This window comes from Pseudoduganella aquatica (assembly GCF_020865585.1).
Taxonomy (GTDB): Bacteria; Pseudomonadota; Gammaproteobacteria; order Burkholderiales; family Burkholderiaceae_D; genus Rugamonas; species Rugamonas aquatica_A.
Genome location: NZ_CP086370.1, coordinates 3,140,155 through 3,156,401, shown reverse-complemented (window position 1 = coordinate 3,156,401; position 16,247 = coordinate 3,140,155). Strand labels below are relative to the sequence as shown.

Annotated in this window: 17 protein-coding genes; 12 read left to right on the top strand and 5 right to left on the bottom strand. The window is 65.8% G+C overall.

The window, feature by feature from the left end:
• Positions 1 to 7 precede the first annotated feature (7 nt).
• The 3 genes from KT882_RS14115 to KT882_RS14105 all read left to right on the top strand — a co-directional run bounded on the left by KT882_RS14115 (position 8) and on the right by KT882_RS14105 (position 1,257).
• Positions 8 to 688, top strand: coding sequence for a thiol:disulfide interchange protein DsbA/DsbL (locus tag KT882_RS14115; protein ID WP_321170360.1), 681 nt, complete (start codon positions 8 to 10; stop codon positions 686 to 688).
• Positions 689 to 764: 76 nt separating this feature from the next.
• Positions 765 to 1,046 carry a type II toxin-antitoxin system RelB/DinJ family antitoxin gene (locus KT882_RS14110; protein ID WP_161074277.1) on the top strand — a complete coding sequence of 94 codons (282 nt, stop codon included), beginning with the start codon at positions 765 to 767 and terminating at the stop codon, positions 1,044 to 1,046.
• A 10-nt stretch (positions 1,047 to 1,056) separates the two neighbouring features.
• The gene (locus KT882_RS14105) at positions 1,057 to 1,257 is read left to right on the top strand and encodes a type II toxin-antitoxin system RelE/ParE family toxin (RefSeq protein WP_161074316.1); all 201 of its coding nucleotides are present in this window, start codon (positions 1,057 to 1,059) and stop codon (positions 1,255 to 1,257) included.
• A 9-nt stretch (positions 1,258 to 1,266) separates the two neighbouring features.
• Here the strand turns inward: KT882_RS14105 and KT882_RS14100 are convergent, their stop codons facing one another.
• A complete protein-coding gene (locus KT882_RS14100) occupies positions 1,267 to 2,190 on the bottom strand; it encodes a LysR family transcriptional regulator (protein ID WP_228896261.1) in 924 nt (307 codons plus the stop codon).
• A 148-nt stretch (positions 2,191 to 2,338) separates the two neighbouring features.
• Between KT882_RS14100 and KT882_RS14095 the strand changes: the two genes are divergently transcribed.
• Complete coding sequence (locus KT882_RS14095; protein WP_161074279.1) at positions 2,339 to 3,385, top strand: porin; 1,047 nt, start codon at positions 2,339 to 2,341, stop codon at positions 3,383 to 3,385.
• A gap of 10 nt (positions 3,386 to 3,395) precedes the next feature.
• On the top strand, positions 3,396 to 3,848 hold the full coding sequence (locus KT882_RS14090; protein ID WP_161074280.1) for an acyl-CoA thioesterase: 453 nt from the start codon (positions 3,396 to 3,398) through the stop codon (positions 3,846 to 3,848).
• An 86-nt stretch (positions 3,849 to 3,934) separates the two neighbouring features.
• On the opposite strand, the gene KT882_RS14085 is transcribed toward KT882_RS14090, so the two are convergent.
• The 4 genes from KT882_RS14085 to KT882_RS14070 are packed head-to-tail and all read right to left on the bottom strand — an operon-like array spanning position 3,935 to position 7,301.
• Entirely contained in the window at positions 3,935 to 4,645 is a 711-nt protein-coding gene (locus KT882_RS14085; RefSeq protein WP_228896259.1) for an ABC transporter ATP-binding protein, read from the bottom strand.
• Positions 4,642 to 5,406 (bottom strand): ABC transporter ATP-binding protein, encoded by a 765-nt coding sequence (locus KT882_RS14080; RefSeq protein ID WP_228896257.1) that lies wholly within the window; start codon positions 5,404 to 5,406, stop codon positions 4,642 to 4,644. Before KT882_RS14080 ends, KT882_RS14085 begins: the two co-directional genes overlap by 4 nt.
• Complete coding sequence (locus tag KT882_RS14075; protein WP_161074283.1) at positions 5,403 to 6,371, bottom strand: branched-chain amino acid ABC transporter permease; 969 nt, start codon at positions 6,369 to 6,371, stop codon at positions 5,403 to 5,405. Before KT882_RS14075 ends, KT882_RS14080 begins: the two co-directional genes overlap by 4 nt.
• 9 nt (positions 6,372 to 6,380) lie before the next feature.
• Entirely contained in the window at positions 6,381 to 7,301 is a 921-nt protein-coding gene (locus KT882_RS14070; RefSeq protein ID WP_161074284.1) for a branched-chain amino acid ABC transporter permease, read from the bottom strand.
• A 222-nt stretch (positions 7,302 to 7,523) separates the two neighbouring features.
• Here KT882_RS14070 and KT882_RS14065 point away from each other — a divergent pair, with 222 nt between their 5' ends.
• The 7 genes from KT882_RS14065 to KT882_RS14035 are packed head-to-tail and all read left to right on the top strand — an operon-like array spanning position 7,524 to position 16,233.
• Positions 7,524 to 9,143 carry an AMP-binding protein gene (locus KT882_RS14065; RefSeq protein ID WP_228896255.1) on the top strand — a complete coding sequence of 540 codons (1,620 nt, stop codon included), beginning with the start codon at positions 7,524 to 7,526 and terminating at the stop codon, positions 9,141 to 9,143.
• Positions 9,144 to 9,185: 42 nt separating this feature from the next.
• Positions 9,186 to 10,382: an ABC transporter substrate-binding protein gene (locus tag KT882_RS14060; protein WP_228896252.1), complete on the top strand. Its 1,197-nt coding sequence runs from the start codon at positions 9,186 to 9,188 to the stop codon at positions 10,380 to 10,382.
• A gap of 10 nt (positions 10,383 to 10,392) precedes the next feature.
• Positions 10,393 to 12,789 carry a bifunctional salicylyl-CoA 5-hydroxylase/oxidoreductase gene (locus KT882_RS14055; protein ID WP_228896250.1) on the top strand — a complete coding sequence of 799 codons (2,397 nt, stop codon included), beginning with the start codon at positions 10,393 to 10,395 and terminating at the stop codon, positions 12,787 to 12,789.
• A gap of 2 nt (positions 12,790 to 12,791) precedes the next feature.
• A complete protein-coding gene (locus KT882_RS14050; RefSeq protein ID WP_161074287.1) occupies positions 12,792 to 13,634 on the top strand; it encodes an SDR family NAD(P)-dependent oxidoreductase in 843 nt (280 codons plus the stop codon).
• 11 nt (positions 13,635 to 13,645) lie between these two features.
• Entirely contained in the window at positions 13,646 to 14,197 is a 552-nt protein-coding gene (locus tag KT882_RS14045) for a MarR family winged helix-turn-helix transcriptional regulator (protein WP_161074288.1), read from the top strand.
• Positions 14,198 to 14,211: 14 nt separating this feature from the next.
• Complete coding sequence (locus KT882_RS14040; RefSeq protein ID WP_161074289.1) at positions 14,212 to 15,066, top strand: enoyl-CoA hydratase family protein; 855 nt, start codon at positions 14,212 to 14,214, stop codon at positions 15,064 to 15,066.
• A 9-nt stretch (positions 15,067 to 15,075) separates the two neighbouring features.
• On the top strand, positions 15,076 to 16,233 hold the full coding sequence (locus KT882_RS14035; protein WP_161074290.1) for an acyl-CoA dehydrogenase family protein: 1,158 nt from the start codon (positions 15,076 to 15,078) through the stop codon (positions 16,231 to 16,233).
• Positions 16,234 to 16,247: the final 14 nt, after the last annotated feature.

The following is a 16,247-nucleotide window of genomic DNA, read 5'->3' as shown; positions in this document are numbered from 1 at the left end:
GACTCCGATGATGCTGAAACATATCGTAATCGCCCTGGGCACGGCCGCCGCGGTGTTCGCCGCTGCCAGCGCCTCCGCCTCGCCCGCCGTCCCGCGCGACGGCGCCGAATACCGGCTGCTGTCCTCGCCGGTGCAAGTGCAGGCGCAGGGCAAGAAAGTGGAAGTCATCGAATTCTTCATGTACCACTGCCCGGCCTGCAATATGCTGGAGCCGGGCCTGGCCGAGTGGGTCAAGAAGCAAGGCGACGCCATCAGCTTCCGCCGCATCCACGTGCCGCACAACGGCGCCGCCGATCCGGAAGCGCACCTGTTCCTGACGCTGGAAGCGCTGAAGCTGGACGAAAGCCTGCACGCCAAGGTGCTCAGCACCTGGCACGTCGAACGCAAGCGCCTGAAGTCGGACGAAGACAATGTCGAGTGGGCCGTCAAGAACGGGCTCGACAAGACGCAATTCCTGGCCGCCTACAATTCCTTCGGCGTGCTGACGCGCCTGCGCAACCTGGAAAAGCTGGTCGGCAGCTACCGGGTGGACGGCACGCCCACACTGGTCATCAACGGCCGCTACCTGACCTCGCCGTCCATCGTCGCCGAGGGCAACCCCAACATGCCCCGACCATCCGTCGAAGCCGCTGCCTTCCAGGTCATGGACGCGCTGGTGCTGAAGGCGCAGCAGGAGCTGGGCAAATAAGCCACAGCAGCTTGCGCTGCATCACCTCCGGTTGCATTCCTTTATACTAAAATAAAGATCACAACCGGAGATCAGCGTGCCTACTCCTGCCTCATCCATCAATATTCAGATCGATGCCGATCTGGAACGTCGCGCCAACGAAGCCCTGGCACAGGTCGGGCTATCCATGTCGGATGCTGTCCGGATGTTTTTGCATCAAGTTGCCACCGACCAGCGGTTTCCGTGGGATCTCAGAGTTCCAAATCAGACCACACGCGATGCAATGAAAGAATGCGACGACATAATCGCGCATCATCAAGCGCGCTTCATAAAGGCCGAGCAACTGTTCGCAGATCTTGAAAAGAGTGGCAAAGAATAAGCGGACCGCCATGCCGCGCGCGGTGGGCATGCTGCTCCTGATTGCTGGTGACGCGCCTTTGGGAGCGGAATGGCGAGACCATGCGTTGCGCGGTCCCTGGAGCGAGTATCGGGAATGCCACATAGGCGGCGACTTTCTTCTTATCTACAGAATTGCAGGGGATGTCATTACCTTTGCGCGCACAGGAACACATGCGGAGCTCCTTGAGTAATACATAAAATCATGGCAAAGGCGCGCGCGTTGCGCCTACCGGGCTGCCCAGCGATTCCAGCATGTCCAGGAACACCCGCGTCTTGGCCGGCATGAGGCGGCGGCCCGGGAACACGGCCCAGCCGGTCACCGTGGGGAAGCTCCACTCGGGCAGCACGCGCACCAGCTGGCCGCTTTCCAGAAAACTCTGCGCGAACAGCTCCGTGCTGGCCGCGATGCCGATGCCGGTGCAGGCCATGCGCACCAGCAGCTCGGGCGAGTTGGCGATCATGCGCGCGGGCAGCTCGCGCTCCCATTCCGTTTTGCCGCGCAATAGCTTCCACCGTATCATGCCGTTCGCCTTGGGCGGCAGGCTCAGAAGGTCGTGCTTGTACAAGTCGTCCGGCTGCTCGGGCAGGCCGCGCAAGGTGGTGTAGCCGGGCGACGCGTACAGCGCCAGCTTGCTGATGGCCACCGCGCGCGCCGCCAGCGTGGAGTCGTCCGGCAGGTTGCCCATGCGGATGGCCAGGTCGTAGCCCTCGGCCACCAGGTCCACCCGGCGCGGCGACAAGTCGATCTCCAGCGAGATGGCCGGATACTTTTCCATAAAGCGCGCCATCAGCGCCCCCATGGCGTGGTTGGCGAAGTCGCCCGGCATGGACACGCGCAGCAGGCCGCTGGGCGCCTGCTGGCGGTGCTGCGCCAGCGCGCCGGCCGCCTCCACTTCCTCCGTCACCTTGCGCGCGTGCTCCAGCAGGCTGGCGCCGAACTCGGTCAGCACCAGGCGCCGCGTGGTCCTTTGCAGCAGGCGTTCGCCCAGCTGCGCCTCAAGCAGCGACAGGCGGCGCGACACCGTGGACTTGGGCTGCCCCACCCGCTCCGCCGCCGCGCTGAAACTGCCGCACTCCACTATCCGGGCGAACAGGAGCAAGTCGCCAGGGTCGATATCCGCCATATGAATTCCATGCTGTGTATGCCAGCGCACCTTACCACAACAGGCGCTGGCTGGAAAACAACGCCGCCGATAAATTGATTTACACTTAATATGTTTAAGCTTAAAGTATATTCAGGCCGTCCCCTTTCAACCAATTAGGAAAAAGAAGATGAAAAAAACCTTGATCGCCATCGCCCTGACCTCCCTATCCGGCCTGGCCGCAGCGCAAAGCGCCGTCGTGATCTACGGCGCGGTCGATGCCGGCATAGTGCGTGAATCGGGCGGCGTCGCCGGCAACATCACCAAGCTGACGGGCGGCGTGGAAGGCGGCTCCCGCCTTGGCTTCCGTGGCAGCGAGGACCTGGGCGACGGCATGAAAGGCATCTTCGCGCTGGAAATGGGCCTGGGCCTGGACACCGGCGTGAGCGGCCAGGGCGGCGTGCTGTTCGGCCGCCAGGCGCTGGTCGGCTTGCAGACCAAGTCCGGCACGGTCACCCTGGGCCGCCAGTACACGCCGCTGTTCATGGCCATGACCTTCATCGACCCCTTCCAGTCCCTCAGCACCGCAGGCTCCGCCGCCAACCTGATGTCGAACGCCGGCATCCGCATGAACAACACCGTGAAGTACGCCATGCCGGACACCAACGGCTTCTCCGGCGAAGTGGCTTACGGCCTGGGCGAGGTGGCGGGCAATAGCGATGCGGGACGCAACCTGGGCGCGAACTTCGGCTATGCCAACGGCCCGCTCAGCATCAAGGCCGGCTACGCCAACATCAACAGCATCCCGGTCGGCACCGCCGCGCTGACCAAGGGCCGCACCACCATGCTGGGCGCCACCTACGACTTCGGCGTGGCCAAGGCCGCGCTGGCGTATGCGTCCAACCGGGGCACGGTCAACATCAACAACACCATCAACCCGAACAGCCAGGCCGACTCGCGCGACCTGCTGCTGGGTGTGACGGTGCCATACGGCCTGCACACCTTCCGCGCTTCCATCATCAACAAGAAGGACCGCGCCGGCACAAGGCGCGGCGCCGACCAGTGGGGCGTGGGCTACAGCTACTACCTGTCGCGCCGCACCGATGTCTACCTGGCCTACGCCCGTATCGACAACGACGCGGCCAAGGGCGCCACCGGCTTCTACACCGTGGGCAACGCCACCGAAGTCGGCTCGGGCAACCGCGCCGTCAACGCCGGCCTGCGCCACAACTTCTAAGGCCTAAGCGATGGATGCCAAACCGGACTACTCTTTCGAACGCGAAGTGCTGGTCCGGTTTGCGCATTGCGACCCGGCCGGCATCGTCTACTTCCCGCAATACCTGGTGCTGTTCAACGGGCATGTGGAGGACTGGTTCAACGAGGGGCTGGGCATAGGCTATGCCCATTTCATCGGCGAGCGCCGCTGCGGGCTGCCGATGGTGAAGCTCGACTGCGAGTTCAAGGCGCCGAGCAAGATGGGGGAGCGGCTGACGCTGTCCCTGGGCGTGACGAAAATCGGCAACAGTTCCATAGCGCTGCAGCTGCGCGCCAGCGCGCAGGGGCAGTTGCGCGTGCTGTCGAACCAAGTGCTGGTGACCACCTCGCTCGATACCAATAAGTCGATTCCCATTCCCGGCGACCTGCGCCACGCGCTGGAACGCTGCGTGGCGGAGCTTGGCGGGTTACGCACTCCGTGCTAACCCGCCCTACGATTCGTCACCTGGATTGGTTATTGCGTAGGGCGGGTTAGCGCTACGCGCGTAACCCGCCAGCTCCGCCACCAGCCTCACACCCCCACGTAGCGGTGCCAAACATCCGGCGCCGCCCGCAGCGTGGGCGAATCGCCCGACCACACCACTTTGCCGCGCTCGATAATCGTATGCTGGTCCGCAAAGCGCGTGAGCCGCTCCACGTATTTATCGATCACCAGCGTGGTCTGCCCCACGCTGCGCAGGCGTTCCAGGCAATGCCAGATCTCCTCGCGTATCAACGGCGCCAGCCCTTCCGTGGCCTCGTCCAAAATCAGCAAATGCGGATTGGTCATCAGCGCGCGGCCTATGGCCAGCATCTGCTGCTCGCCGCCGGACAGCTGCTTGCCCATATTGCGCGAGCGCTCCCGCAAGCGCGGAAACAGCTCGTAAATGCGCGCCAGCGTCCACGGCTCAGCCGCCTTCGACCGGTTGGCCGAAAAAGCCACCAGGTTCTCCTCCACCGTCAGGTTGGGAAAAATCTGCCGCCCTTCCGGCACGATCGCCACGCCGGCGCGGGCGATGCGGTCCGTGGCCATGGCGTCGATGCGCTGGCCGTTGAAGGTGATGCTGCCGCTGCCGATGCGGTTCAGCCCAAGAATCGAACGTATGGTGGTGCTCTTGCCCATGCCGTTGCGGCCCAGCAGCGTGGCGATGTCGCCGCGCTTGATCTCGAACGTCACGCCGAACAGCACCTGGCTGCTGCCATAGACCGCCGTAATGTCCTGCACCTTCAGTATCGCGCTCATGCCGCCACCTCGTCTTCCAGTTCGTCGCCCAGATAGGCCTTCTTCACCTCGAGATTGCACCGGATCTGGTCCGGCGTGCCGGTGGCGATAATGCGCCCGGACACCAGCACCGAAATCCGGTCCGCCATACGGAACACGGCGTCCATATCATGCTCGATGATCAGCACCGCGATCTCCGGCCGCAGGCTTTCGATCAGCGGTATCATCTCCACCGATTCCTCGTGGCCCATGCCGGCCATCGGCTCGTCCAGCAGCAGCAGGCGCGGACGCGTGGCGAGCGCCAGGCCCAGCTCCAGCTGCCGCTGCGCGCCGTGTGCGAGATTGCCCGCCAAACCATCCACTTGCCCTCCCAACCCCACCCGGTCCGCCAGCGCGCGCGCCTCCTCGAACATCGCGCGCTCGCTTACCGCAGGACGCCAGAAACGCATGCTGGAACCGCTGCGCGCCTGCACCGCCAGCGCCAGGTTGTCCAGCACCGAAAAGCGCGGAAAGATATTGGTGATCTGGTAGGAGCGCGCCAGCCCGGCCTGCACCCGCAAGTGCATGGGCACACGCGTGACGTCCGTCCCGGCGAAGACGATGCGGCCGCTATCCGACGCCAGCGCGCCGGAAATCTGGTGGATCAGCGTGGTTTTTCCCGCGCCGTTGGGACCGATGATGGCGTGGATCTCGCCCGCGTTCACGGTCAGGTTGAGGTTGTGCGTCGCGGTCAGGCCGCCGTAGCGCTTGACCAGTCCTTGCAGTTCCAGCAGCGCGCTCATTTTCCGGCTCCCTTGGTAGTGAAACGGTCCGCCAGGCTGGCCATCCCCTTCGGCAGCACCAGCACCACGATCAGCAGCAGCACGCCCAAAGGCAGCTGCCAGTGCTCGGTATAGCCGGACAGAACTTCCTCCAGCAACAGCAAGGCGAAAGCGCCCAGCGCGCCGCCCCAGAAATAGCCCGCGCCGCCCAGGATCACCATCACCATCAGGCTGCCGGACTGGGTCCAGTGCACCAGGCTGGGGCTCACCAGCATGTTCTGGTTGGCGATCAGCGCACCCGCCAGCCCGGCGAGCGCACCGGCGATGGCGAAGCAGGTCAGCTTGTAGCGGAACACCGGGTAGCCGATGGCGGCCATGCGCGTTTCATTCTCGCGCACCGCCTGCAGCACGCGGCCGAAGCGGGAATTGACCAAACGGTGCAGCAGCAGCAAGCAGGCCGCCAGCAAAGCCAGCACCACGTAATAAAAGGCCGTGTCGCCCGACAGGTCCACGCCCGGCAGGCCGAGCGAGGAGCGCGACATGAGGTTCAAGCCGTCCTCGCCGCCGTAGCTGCGCAGGGAGATGAACAGGTAGTACACCATCTGCGCGAAAGCCAGCGTGATCATGATGAAGTAGATGCCGCGCGTGCGCAGGCACAGCGCGCCTATCGCCAGCGCCAACAGCCCGCCCACCAGCATGGCCAGCGGCCAGGCAATCCAGGCCGACGCCACGCCGTGCTGCATCAGGATGCCGACCGCGTATGCCCCGGCGCCGAAATAGGCCGCGTGGCCCAGGCTGACCATGCCGCCGAAGCCGAGAATGAGATTGAGGCTGCTGGCCGCCAGCGCGAAAATCATCAGGCGGCAGGCCATGCTCACATAGAACTCCTGGCCCAAAGCCTGGGCGCCCAGCGGAAAGGCCAGGAAAACCGCCAGCAGCGCCAGGGTGCGCGGCAGCGGGAGTTGGTGGTGCAGATTGCTGTGCATGGTGGGCTCCTAGCCGCGTGCGGGGAACAAGCCCTCGGGTTTAAAGAACAGCACGGCGGCCATCAGGATGTAGATCAGCATCGATGACAGCGCCGCGCCCAGGTCGGCCATCAGCCCCTCCGGCGCCAGCGAGCGCGTAAGCACGGGCAGCAGGGTGCGGCTCAGCGTATCCACCATGCCCACCAGCAGCGCCCCGGCCAGCGCGCCCCGGATCGAGCCGATGCCGCCGATGACGATGACCACGAACGCCAGTATCAATATGCCCTCCCCCATGCCCGACTGCACCGTGAGTATGGGACCGAGCAAGGCGCCCGCCAGGCCGCACAGCGCGGCGCCGAAGGCGAACAGCAGCGTGAACACGCGGCCTATGCTGGCGCCCATCACCACCGCCATTTCCCGGTTGGACGCGCCGGCCCGCACCACCATGCCGATGCGGGTCTTCACCACCACGAAGTACAGCAGCAGCGCCACCGCCAGGCCCGCGCCGATAATGAACAGGCGGTAGGCCGAATAGCTGAAGTCCTGCGTGAACTGCACCGGCGTGGCCAGCGCGGCCGGCACGTTCAGCGAAATGGGCGCGGCGCCCCACAGCATGCGGGCGGCCTGGTTGAAGATGAGGATGAGCGCAAACGTGGCCAGCACCTGCGACAGGTGGTCGCGCCGGTACAGCCTGCGCACCACGGCGAGCTCCAGCACCACGCCCAGCAGCGCCGTCGCGCCCACGGCCAGCAGCAGCCCCAGCCAGTAGGAGCCGGTCAGCCCGGTGAAGCTGGCGGCGAAATACGCGCCCGCCATATAGAGCGAACCGTGCGCCAGGTTCACCAGGTCCATAATGCCCAGCACCAGTGTCAGCCCGGCCGCCAGCAAAAACAGCATCAGGCCGAATTGCAGGCCGTTCAGGCCGTGCTCGATCAGTAGCGCGATATCCATACCCATCCTTGTCCGAAGTACGCCATCAAAATTACTTTAAGCCTCAAGCATATTACCCGAAAACCGCGTCTTTCCAAGCTTTTTCGCAGGAGGGCAACGCGTTTTTTTGAGGCGAGACATTTATCTTGACGCCTATATATTTTAAGCTTAAAGTATATTTCAGAGCATCTGGAAAGCAAGCAGTTCGAACGCCCCCACAGACATAGTCAACACGGAGCAGAAATGATCGCTACAGGCTACACCGACACCTTCGCCAGGGACAATCTGCCGCCCGGCGAGCTATGGCCGGACATGGCGGCCACCCTGCCGGAGCTGCAATATCCGGACCGCCTGAACTGCGCCGCCGCGCTGCTGGACGAGATGGTGGCACAGGGCTTCGGCGAGCGTCCCGCCATCCACAGCTACCAGGAATCGTGGACCTACGCCGAACTGCTGGAAAAAGTGGACCGCATCGCCCACGCGCTGCGCGGCCCTCTGGGCCTGGAAGCGGGCAACCGCGTGCTGCTGCGCGGCGCCAACAGCCCCATGATGGCGGCCTGCGCGCTGGCCGTGCTTAAAGCGGGCTGCGTGCTGGTGCCCACCATGCCGCTGCTGCGCGCCAAGGAACTCTCCACCGCGCTCACCAAGGCCAAGGTCAACGCCGTGCTGTGCGCCGCCGCGCTTTCCGAGGAAATGGAACTGGCGCGCGGCCAGACCGCCATGGCAGGCCCCGCCGTCTACTTCGGCTCAGACGGTGCAGACAGCCTGGAAGCGCTGATGCAGCAGCAGCCCTCCAGCTTCAAGGCCGCCGACACCGCCGCCGACGACGTCTGCATCATCGGCTTCACCTCCGGCACCACCGGCGTCCCCAAGGGCACCATGCACTTCCACCGCGACGTGCTGGCCATCTGCGACTGCTTCCCACGCTCCACGCTGTGCACCAAAGCCAGCGACGTGTTTATCGGCACGCCGCCGCTGGCCTTCACCTTCGGCCTGGGCGGCCTGCTGCTGTTCCCGCTGCGCGTGGGCGCCGCCGCCGTGCTGCTGGACCGCCTCACGCCGGACCTGCTGCTGAAAGCCATCCAGGACTTCCGCGCCACCATCTGCTTCACCGCCCCCACCTTCTACCGCCTGATGGCGCCGCTGGCGCAGGCCTACGACCTGTCCTCGCTGCAGAAGGCCGTGTCGGCGGGCGAGGCCCTGCCCACCGCCACGCGCACGCTGTGGCGCGAGAGCACCGGCCTGGAAATCATCGACGGCATCGGCGCCACCGAAATGCTGCACATCTTTATCTCGGCGGCGGGCGAGGAAGTGCGGCCCGGCGCCACCGGCAAGGCCATTCCCGGCTACCAGGCCTGCGTGCTCGGCCCGGACGGCAAGCCGCTGCCGCCCGGCGAAGTGGGCCAGCTGGCCGTGAAAGGCCCCACCGGCTGCCGCTACCTGGACGACGCGCGCCAGGAGCAGTATGTGCGCAACGGCTGGAACCTCACCGGCGACGCCTACCGCATGGACCAGGATGGCTATTTCTGGTACCACGCCCGCACCGACGACATGATCATTTCGGCTGGCTATAATATCGCCGCGCCCGAGGTGGAGGACGCGCTGATGTGCCATCCGGCCGTGGCCGAATGCGCCGTGGTCGGATGGCCGGACGAGGAACGCGGCCAGATCGTTAAAGCTTTCGTAGTGCTGCGCCAAGGCCATGACGCCAGCGCGGAACTGGCGCGCGCCCTGCAGGAGCATGTAAAACAAACCGTGGCGCCGTACAAGTACCCGCGCGCCGTAGAATTCCTGGCGGCGCTGCCGCGCACCCAGAGCGGCAAGCTGCAGCGCCATGTGCTGCGCAGCGCGCCGGCCAAGTAAGCCAGTGAACAACCCGTCCCACCACCCAACCAGGAGCCGCCAGTGAAATTCACCGCCATCACCCTACGCCACACCGCCCTCGCCGCCGCAGCCGTAGCCGCCCTGTCCAGTGCCGCCGCCCCCGCGCTCGCCGCAGACAGCGTGAAGGTCGGCATGGTGACCACGCTGTCCGGCGCCGGCGCAGGCCTGGGCGTGGATATCCGCGACGGCTTCGCGCTCGCGCTCACCCACCTGGGCAACAAGATGGGCAACCTGCCGGTGGAAGTGATCACCGGCGACGACCAGCAATCGCCCGACGTGGCCAAGCAGCTGGTGGACAAGATGATCAAGAAGGACAAGGTCGACTTCATGAGCGGCATCGTGTTCTCCAACCTGATGCTGGCGGTCGGCCCCACGGTGTTCAACTCCAAGACCTACTTCGTCAGCGCCAACGCCGGCCCTTCGCAATACGCCGGCGAACAGTGCAACCCCTATTTCTACAACGTGGCCTGGCAGAACGACAACCTGCACGAGGCGGTTGGCCAGCAGGTGCAGCAACGCGGCTTCAAGAACGTGGCCCTGATCGCGCCCAACTACCCGGCAGGCAAGGACGCGCTGGCCGGCTTCAAGCGCTATTACAAAGGCAAGGTGGCCGATGAAATCTACACCAAGCTGGGCCAGCTGGACTACGGCACCGAACTGGCGCAGCTGCGCGCGCTGAAGGCGGACGCGGTCTACATCTTCCTGCCGGGCGGCATGGGCATCAACTTCATCAAGCAGTTCGTGGACGCCGGCCTGTCGAAAAACCTGCAGCTGTTCGGCCCCGGCTTCTCGGCCGACGAGGACATCATCCGCGCCGTGGGCGCGCCCATGCTGGGCATGTTCAACGCCTCGCAGTGGGGCCACGACATCGACAATCCACAGAACAAGCGCTTCGTCGCCGACTTCGAGAAAACCTACGGCCGCCTGCCCAGCCTCTACGCATCGCAAGGCTACGACGCCGCCATGCTGATGGATTCGGCCGTGCGCGCCGTCAAAGGCAACCTGGCGGACAAGGCCGGCGTGGGCAAGGCGCTGCAAGCGGCCAGCTTCAAGTCCGTGCGCGGCGACTTCAAGTTCAACCGCAACCACTTCCCGGTCCAGAAATATTACGCCCGCATGATAGGCAAGGACGGCCAGGGACGCATCACCAACCGCACCCTGGGCGTGGTATTCGACGCCCACCAGGACGCCTACGTCGGCGCCTGCAAGCTGCAATAAGGAAGACACCATGAACATCACCTGCATAGGCGGCGGCCCCGCCGGACTGTATTTCGGCCTGCTGATGAAAAAGCAGAACCCAGCCAACCAGATCACCGTCGTCGAGCGCAACCGCGCCTACGACACCTTTGGCTGGGGCGTGGTGTTCTCAGACCAAACCCTGGGCAACCTGGTCAACGCCGACGAGCAGACCGCGCGCACCATCCTGCAGTCCTTCAACCACTGGGACGACATCGACACCCACTTCAAGGGCGCCAAAGTCACCTCGGGAGGCCACGGCTTCTGCGGCATAGGCCGCAAGCGCCTGCTCAACATCCTGCAAAGCCGCTGCGAAGAACTGGGCGTGAAGCTGGTGTTCGAGACCGACGTCGCCGACGACCAGGAAATCGCGGCCGCCTACAATGCCGACCTGGTGATCGCCAGCGATGGCCTGAACAGCCGCATCCGCACCCGCTACGCCGCCAGCTACCAGCCGGACATCGAGCAGCGCAACTGCCGCTTCGTCTGGCTGGGCACCAAGAAGCTGTTCTCCGCCTTCACTTTCGCCTTTGAGCAGACGGAGCACGGCTGGTTCCAGGCCCACGCCTACCAGTACGACGGCGACACCTCCACCTTCATCGTCGAAACGCCGGAGGAAGTGTGGCGCAAGGCCGGGTTGGACCAGATGAGCCAGCAGGAATCCATCGCCTACTGCGAGCGCCTGTTCGCCAAGCACCTGGACGGCAATCCGCTGATCAGCAACGCCACTCATCTTCGTGGCTCGGCGGCGTGGAGCACCTTCCCGCGCATCATCTGCAACAACTGGGTGCACTGGAACACCGTGGGCGGCAAGCGCGTGCCCGTGGTGCTGATGGGCGACGCCGCCCACAGCGCGCACTTCTCCATCGGCTCCGGCACCAAGCTGGCGCTGGAGGATGCGATCGAGCTGGCGCGCTGCTTTGAAAAACATGGAGAGCAAGGCATGGAGCAGGTGCTGGACGCCTACCAGCGCGTGCGCGCCGTGGAAGTGCTGAAGATCCAGAGCGCCGCGCGCAACTCCATGGAATGGTTCGAAAACGTGGACCGCTACACCGCCATGGAAGCCGAGCAGTTTGCCTATTCCATGCTCACGCGCAGCCAGCGCCTGTCGCACGAGAACCTGCGCGTGCGCGACGCCGGCTACGTCGAGCGCTACGAAGGCTGGATCGCCGAACACGCCCACGCGCAGGCCGGGCTGCCGCCGCCTGCGGCCGGCCGCCACAGCATTCCACCCATGCTCACGCCGTTCAAGCTGCGCGGCACCCTGCTGAAAAACCGCATCGTGGTCTCGCCCATGGCCCAGTATTCGGCGGTGGACGGCGTGGCGGGCGACTACCACCTGGTGCACCTGGGCGCGCGCGCACAGGGCGGCGCCGGCCTGGTATTCGCCGAAATGACCTGCGTGTCCGCCGACGCGCGCATCACGCCGGCCTGCCCCGGCCTGTACAAGCCGGAACACACGGCAGCCTGGAAGCGCATCGTCGACTTCGTGCACAACAACACCAGCGCCAAGATCGCCATGCAGATCGGCCACGCCGGCGCCAAGGGCTCCACCCGCCGCGCCTGGGACGGCATAGACCAGCCGCTGGAAAGCGGCAACTGGCCGCTGGTGTCGGCCTCCGAACAGCAATACCTGCCCGGCGTATCCCAAACGGCGCGCGCCGCCACGGCCGAAGACATGGCACGCATCAAGGCCGATTTCGTCTCCGCCACCGTGGCGGCGGCCGAAGCGGGCTTCGACTGGCTGGAACTGCACTGCGCGCACGGCTACCTGCTGTCGTCCTTCATCTCGCCGCTGACCAACCAGCGCCAGGACGAATACGGCGGCTCGCTGGAAAACCGCTGCCGCTATCCGCTGGAAGTATTCAAGGCCGTGCGCGCCGCCTGGCCGCAAGACAAGCCGATCAGCGTGCGCATTTCCGCGCATGACTGGGTCGAAGGCGGCATCACGCCGGACGACGCGGTGACCATCGCCCGCCTGTTCAAAGCGGCCGGCGCGGACATGATCGACTGCTCGTCCGGCCAGGTCAGCAAGCGCGAAAAGCCCATCTACGGCCGCATGTTCCAGACCCCGTTCGCGGACCGCGTGCGCAACGAGGCGGGGATACCGACCATCGCCGTGGGCGCCATCTTCGAGGCGGACCATGCCAACAGCATCATCGCCGCCGGCCGCGCAGACCTGTGCGCCGTGGCGCGCCCGCACCTGGCCAACCCGGCATGGACGCTGACCGAGGCGGCCAAGATCGGCTACCTGGACGTGGAATGGCCGCAGCAGTACACGGCGGGCAAAGTGCAGCTGGAGCGCAACCTGGAGCGCGAGCGCCAGATTGCAGCAGCCAGCAGCGGCATGACGCCGCAGCAGATCGCAGCCAAGTTGCTGGAAGGATGAGCATGAAGCCAGGTATCCAGGGTGTGCCTTCGGCCGCCGGCGGAACGCTGCAAGGCAAACACGCTTTCGTCACCGGCGGCGGACGCGGCATCGGCAGCGCCATTGCGCATGCCCTGCTGCTGCAAGGTGCGCGCGTCACGCTGGCCGGGCGCACGGCAGCGGTGCTGGAACAGACGGCGCGCGAGCTGGCGTCCGCGCTGACCGCCGGGCCGTCCTCCGAAACTGGCGGCTGCGCCATCGACTTCGTCACCGTCGACGTCACCAGCCGCGAATCCGTCAACGCGGCGCTGGCCGAGGCGGCGCGCCGCCACGGCCCCATCGCCATCCTGGTCAACAACGCGGGCCAAGCCGCCTCCGCCCCCTTCGCCAAGACCGGCGACGACATCTGGCGCCAGATGATGGCGGTGAATCTGGACGGCACCTACCACTGCATCCAGGCCGCGCTGCCGGGCATGCTGGCGGCGGGCTGGGGCCGCATCGTCAACATCGCCAGCACCGCAGGCATGACGGGCTACGCCTACGTGTCCGCCTACTGCGCCGCCAAGCACGGCGTGATCGGCCTCACGCGTTCGCTGGCGCTGGAACTGGCCACCAAGGGCATCACCGTGAATGCGGTCTGCCCCGGCTACACGGAAACCGATATCGTCAAGGACGCCGTCGCCAACATCGTCGCCAAGACCGGCCGCAGCGAAGAGCAGGCGCGCGCCGAACTGGCGGCGGGCAACCCGCAGAAACAACTGGTCCAGCCGGACCAGGTAGCCAACGCCGTGGCCTGGCTGTGCCAGCCCGGCGCCAGCGCCATGACCGGCCAATCGCTGGCCGTGGCCGGCGGCGAGATCATGTAAGGAGCAGAAGAATGACGCGCAAATTACCAGCCAAGGCCGTCTTGCAGGCCGTACCCGCGCCAGCGCCGGCGCCGGGCTCCCAGGTGTTCGACCTGGAGTCGCGCCTGACGCAGGACCACCACCAGTCGCTCAAGCTGTGGCTGCGCATGCTGTCCTGCACCACCATGATAGAGAGCGAAATCCGCACCCGGCTGCGCAACGAATTCGGCATCACCCTGCCCCGCTTCGACTTGATGGCGCAGCTGCAGCGCCACCCCGAAGGACTCCGCATGGGCGAACTGTCCAAGCGCATGATGGTCACCGGCGGCAATATCACCGGCATCACCGACCAGCTGGAACATGAAAAACTGGTGCTGCGCGTGCCGGACCCGAAAGACCGCCGCGCCTACAGCGTGAAGCTCACCGCCGCCGGGCGCCGCTCCTTCGAGCGCATGGCGCTGGTGCACGAAGGCTGGATCGCCGACATGCTGGATGGCCTGTCGGTGCAGGAAAAGAACGACATGATCGCGCTGCTGTCGCGCATGAAAGGCCATCTGAGCGACGGCCCCCAACACGAAGAATGAAGAAGGAATACCCCATGCGCCACCTTCCCGGAACCCCGCACCAGCTGCCCGGCAACAGCCTCTCGCTGGCAGGCTACCAGGCCTCCCACTTCAAGTTTGAAGTGCAGGCCGGCGTCGCCACGCTGACGCTGAACCGCCCCGAACGCAAGAACCCGCTCACCTTCGAATCCTATGCCGAACTGCGCGACCTGTTCCGCGCGCTGGCCTACGCGGAGGACGTGAAAGCCGTCGTCATCACCGGCGCCGGAGAAAACTTCTGCTCCGGCGGCGACGTGCACGACATCATCGGCCCGCTCACCAAGCTGGACATGCCCGGCCTGCTGGCCTTCACCCGCATGACTGGCGACCTGGTGAAAGCCGTGCGCGTCTGCCCGCAGCCGGTCATTGCCGCCATCGACGGCGTATGCGCCGGCGCGGGCGCCATCCTGGCCATGGCCTCCGATATGCGCCTGGGCACGGAGCGCAGCAAGACCGCCTTCCTGTTCACCCGCGTGGGCCTGGCCGGCTGCGACATGGGCGCCTGCGCCCTGCTGCCGCGATTGATCGGCCAGGGCCGCGCCGCCGAACTGCTGTTCACCGGCCGCTCCATGGCCGGTCCCGAGGGCGAACGCTGGGGCTTCTTCAACAGCCTGCACGAACCGGCCGCGCTGCTGCAAGCGGCACAGGCGCTGGCGCAAGGCCTGGCCAGCGGTCCCACCTTCGCGCACGGCATGACCAAGAAGATGCTGCAGCAGGAGTGGAATATGGGCGTGGACGAAGCCATCGAAGCGGAAGCGCAGGCGCAGGCCATTTGCATGGCCACCAACGACTTCCACCGCGCCTACCACGCTTTCGTGGCCAAGCAAAAACCTGAATTCGAAGGCAATTAAGGAGACGCCATGTCCGATAAAAATTACCTGAGCTGGCCCTTCCTGGAGCCGCGCCACCGCCAGCTCGAGCAGGAGCTGGACAGCTGGGCCACGCAGCACATCACCCAGGAGCACGGGCACGAAGTGGACGCGGCCTGCCGCGCGCTGGTCGCCCTGCTGGGCCAGTCCGGCTGGCTGGCGCACGCCATCGCCGGCACCCGCCACGGCGGCGGCGCGGACGTGATCGACACCCGCGCCCTGTGCCTGATCCGCGAAACGCTGGCGCGCCACAACGGCCTGGCCGATTTCGCCTTCGCCATGCAGGGGCTGGGCTCGGGCGCCATCAGCCTGTTCGGCAGCGACGCCAACCGCGAAACCTATCTGCCCCGCGTGGCGCGCGGCGAAGCCATAGCTGCCTTCGCGCTGTCCGAACCGCAAGCCGGTTCCGACGTGGCGGCCATGCAGTGCGCCGCCGTGCAGGATGGCGACAGCTACGTCCTGAACGGCGAAAAGACCTGGATCTCCAACGGCGGCATCGCCGACTTCTACGTGGTGTTCGCCCGCACCGGCGAGCAGCCGGGCGCACGCGGCATCTCCGCCTTTATCGTGGAAGCGGGCACGCCGGGCTTCGAGATCGCAGAGCGCATCAACGTGATCGCCCCGCATCCGCTGGCGCGGCTGAAGTTCTCCAACTGCCGCATCCCTGCGGCGCAGCGCCTGGGCGAAGCCGGCCAGGGCTTCAAGGTGGCCATGGCCACGCTGGACGTGTTCCGCACCTCCGTCGCCGCCGCCGCGCTGGGCTTTGCCCGCCGCGCGCTGGACGAAGCGCTGGCGCACGCCAAGCAGCGCAAGATGTTCGGCCAGACCCTGGCCGACTTCCAGCTGACCCAGGCCAAGCTGGCGCAGATGGCAACCGGCATCGACGCCGCCGCCCTGCTCACGTACCGCGCCGCCTGGCAGCGCGACCAGGGCCGGAACGTGACCAAGGAAGCCGCCATGGCCAAGCTCACCGCCACCGAGACCGCGCAGCAGGTGATCGACGCGGCGGTGCAGATGTTCGGCGGCCTGGGCGTGGTCAGCGAGCATCCGGTGGAAAGGCTGTACCGCGAAATCCGCTCGCTGCGCATCTACGAAGGCGCCTCCGAAGTCCAGCAACTGATCATCGCGCGCGAAATGCTGCGCACATAAAAACGAAAGGGACA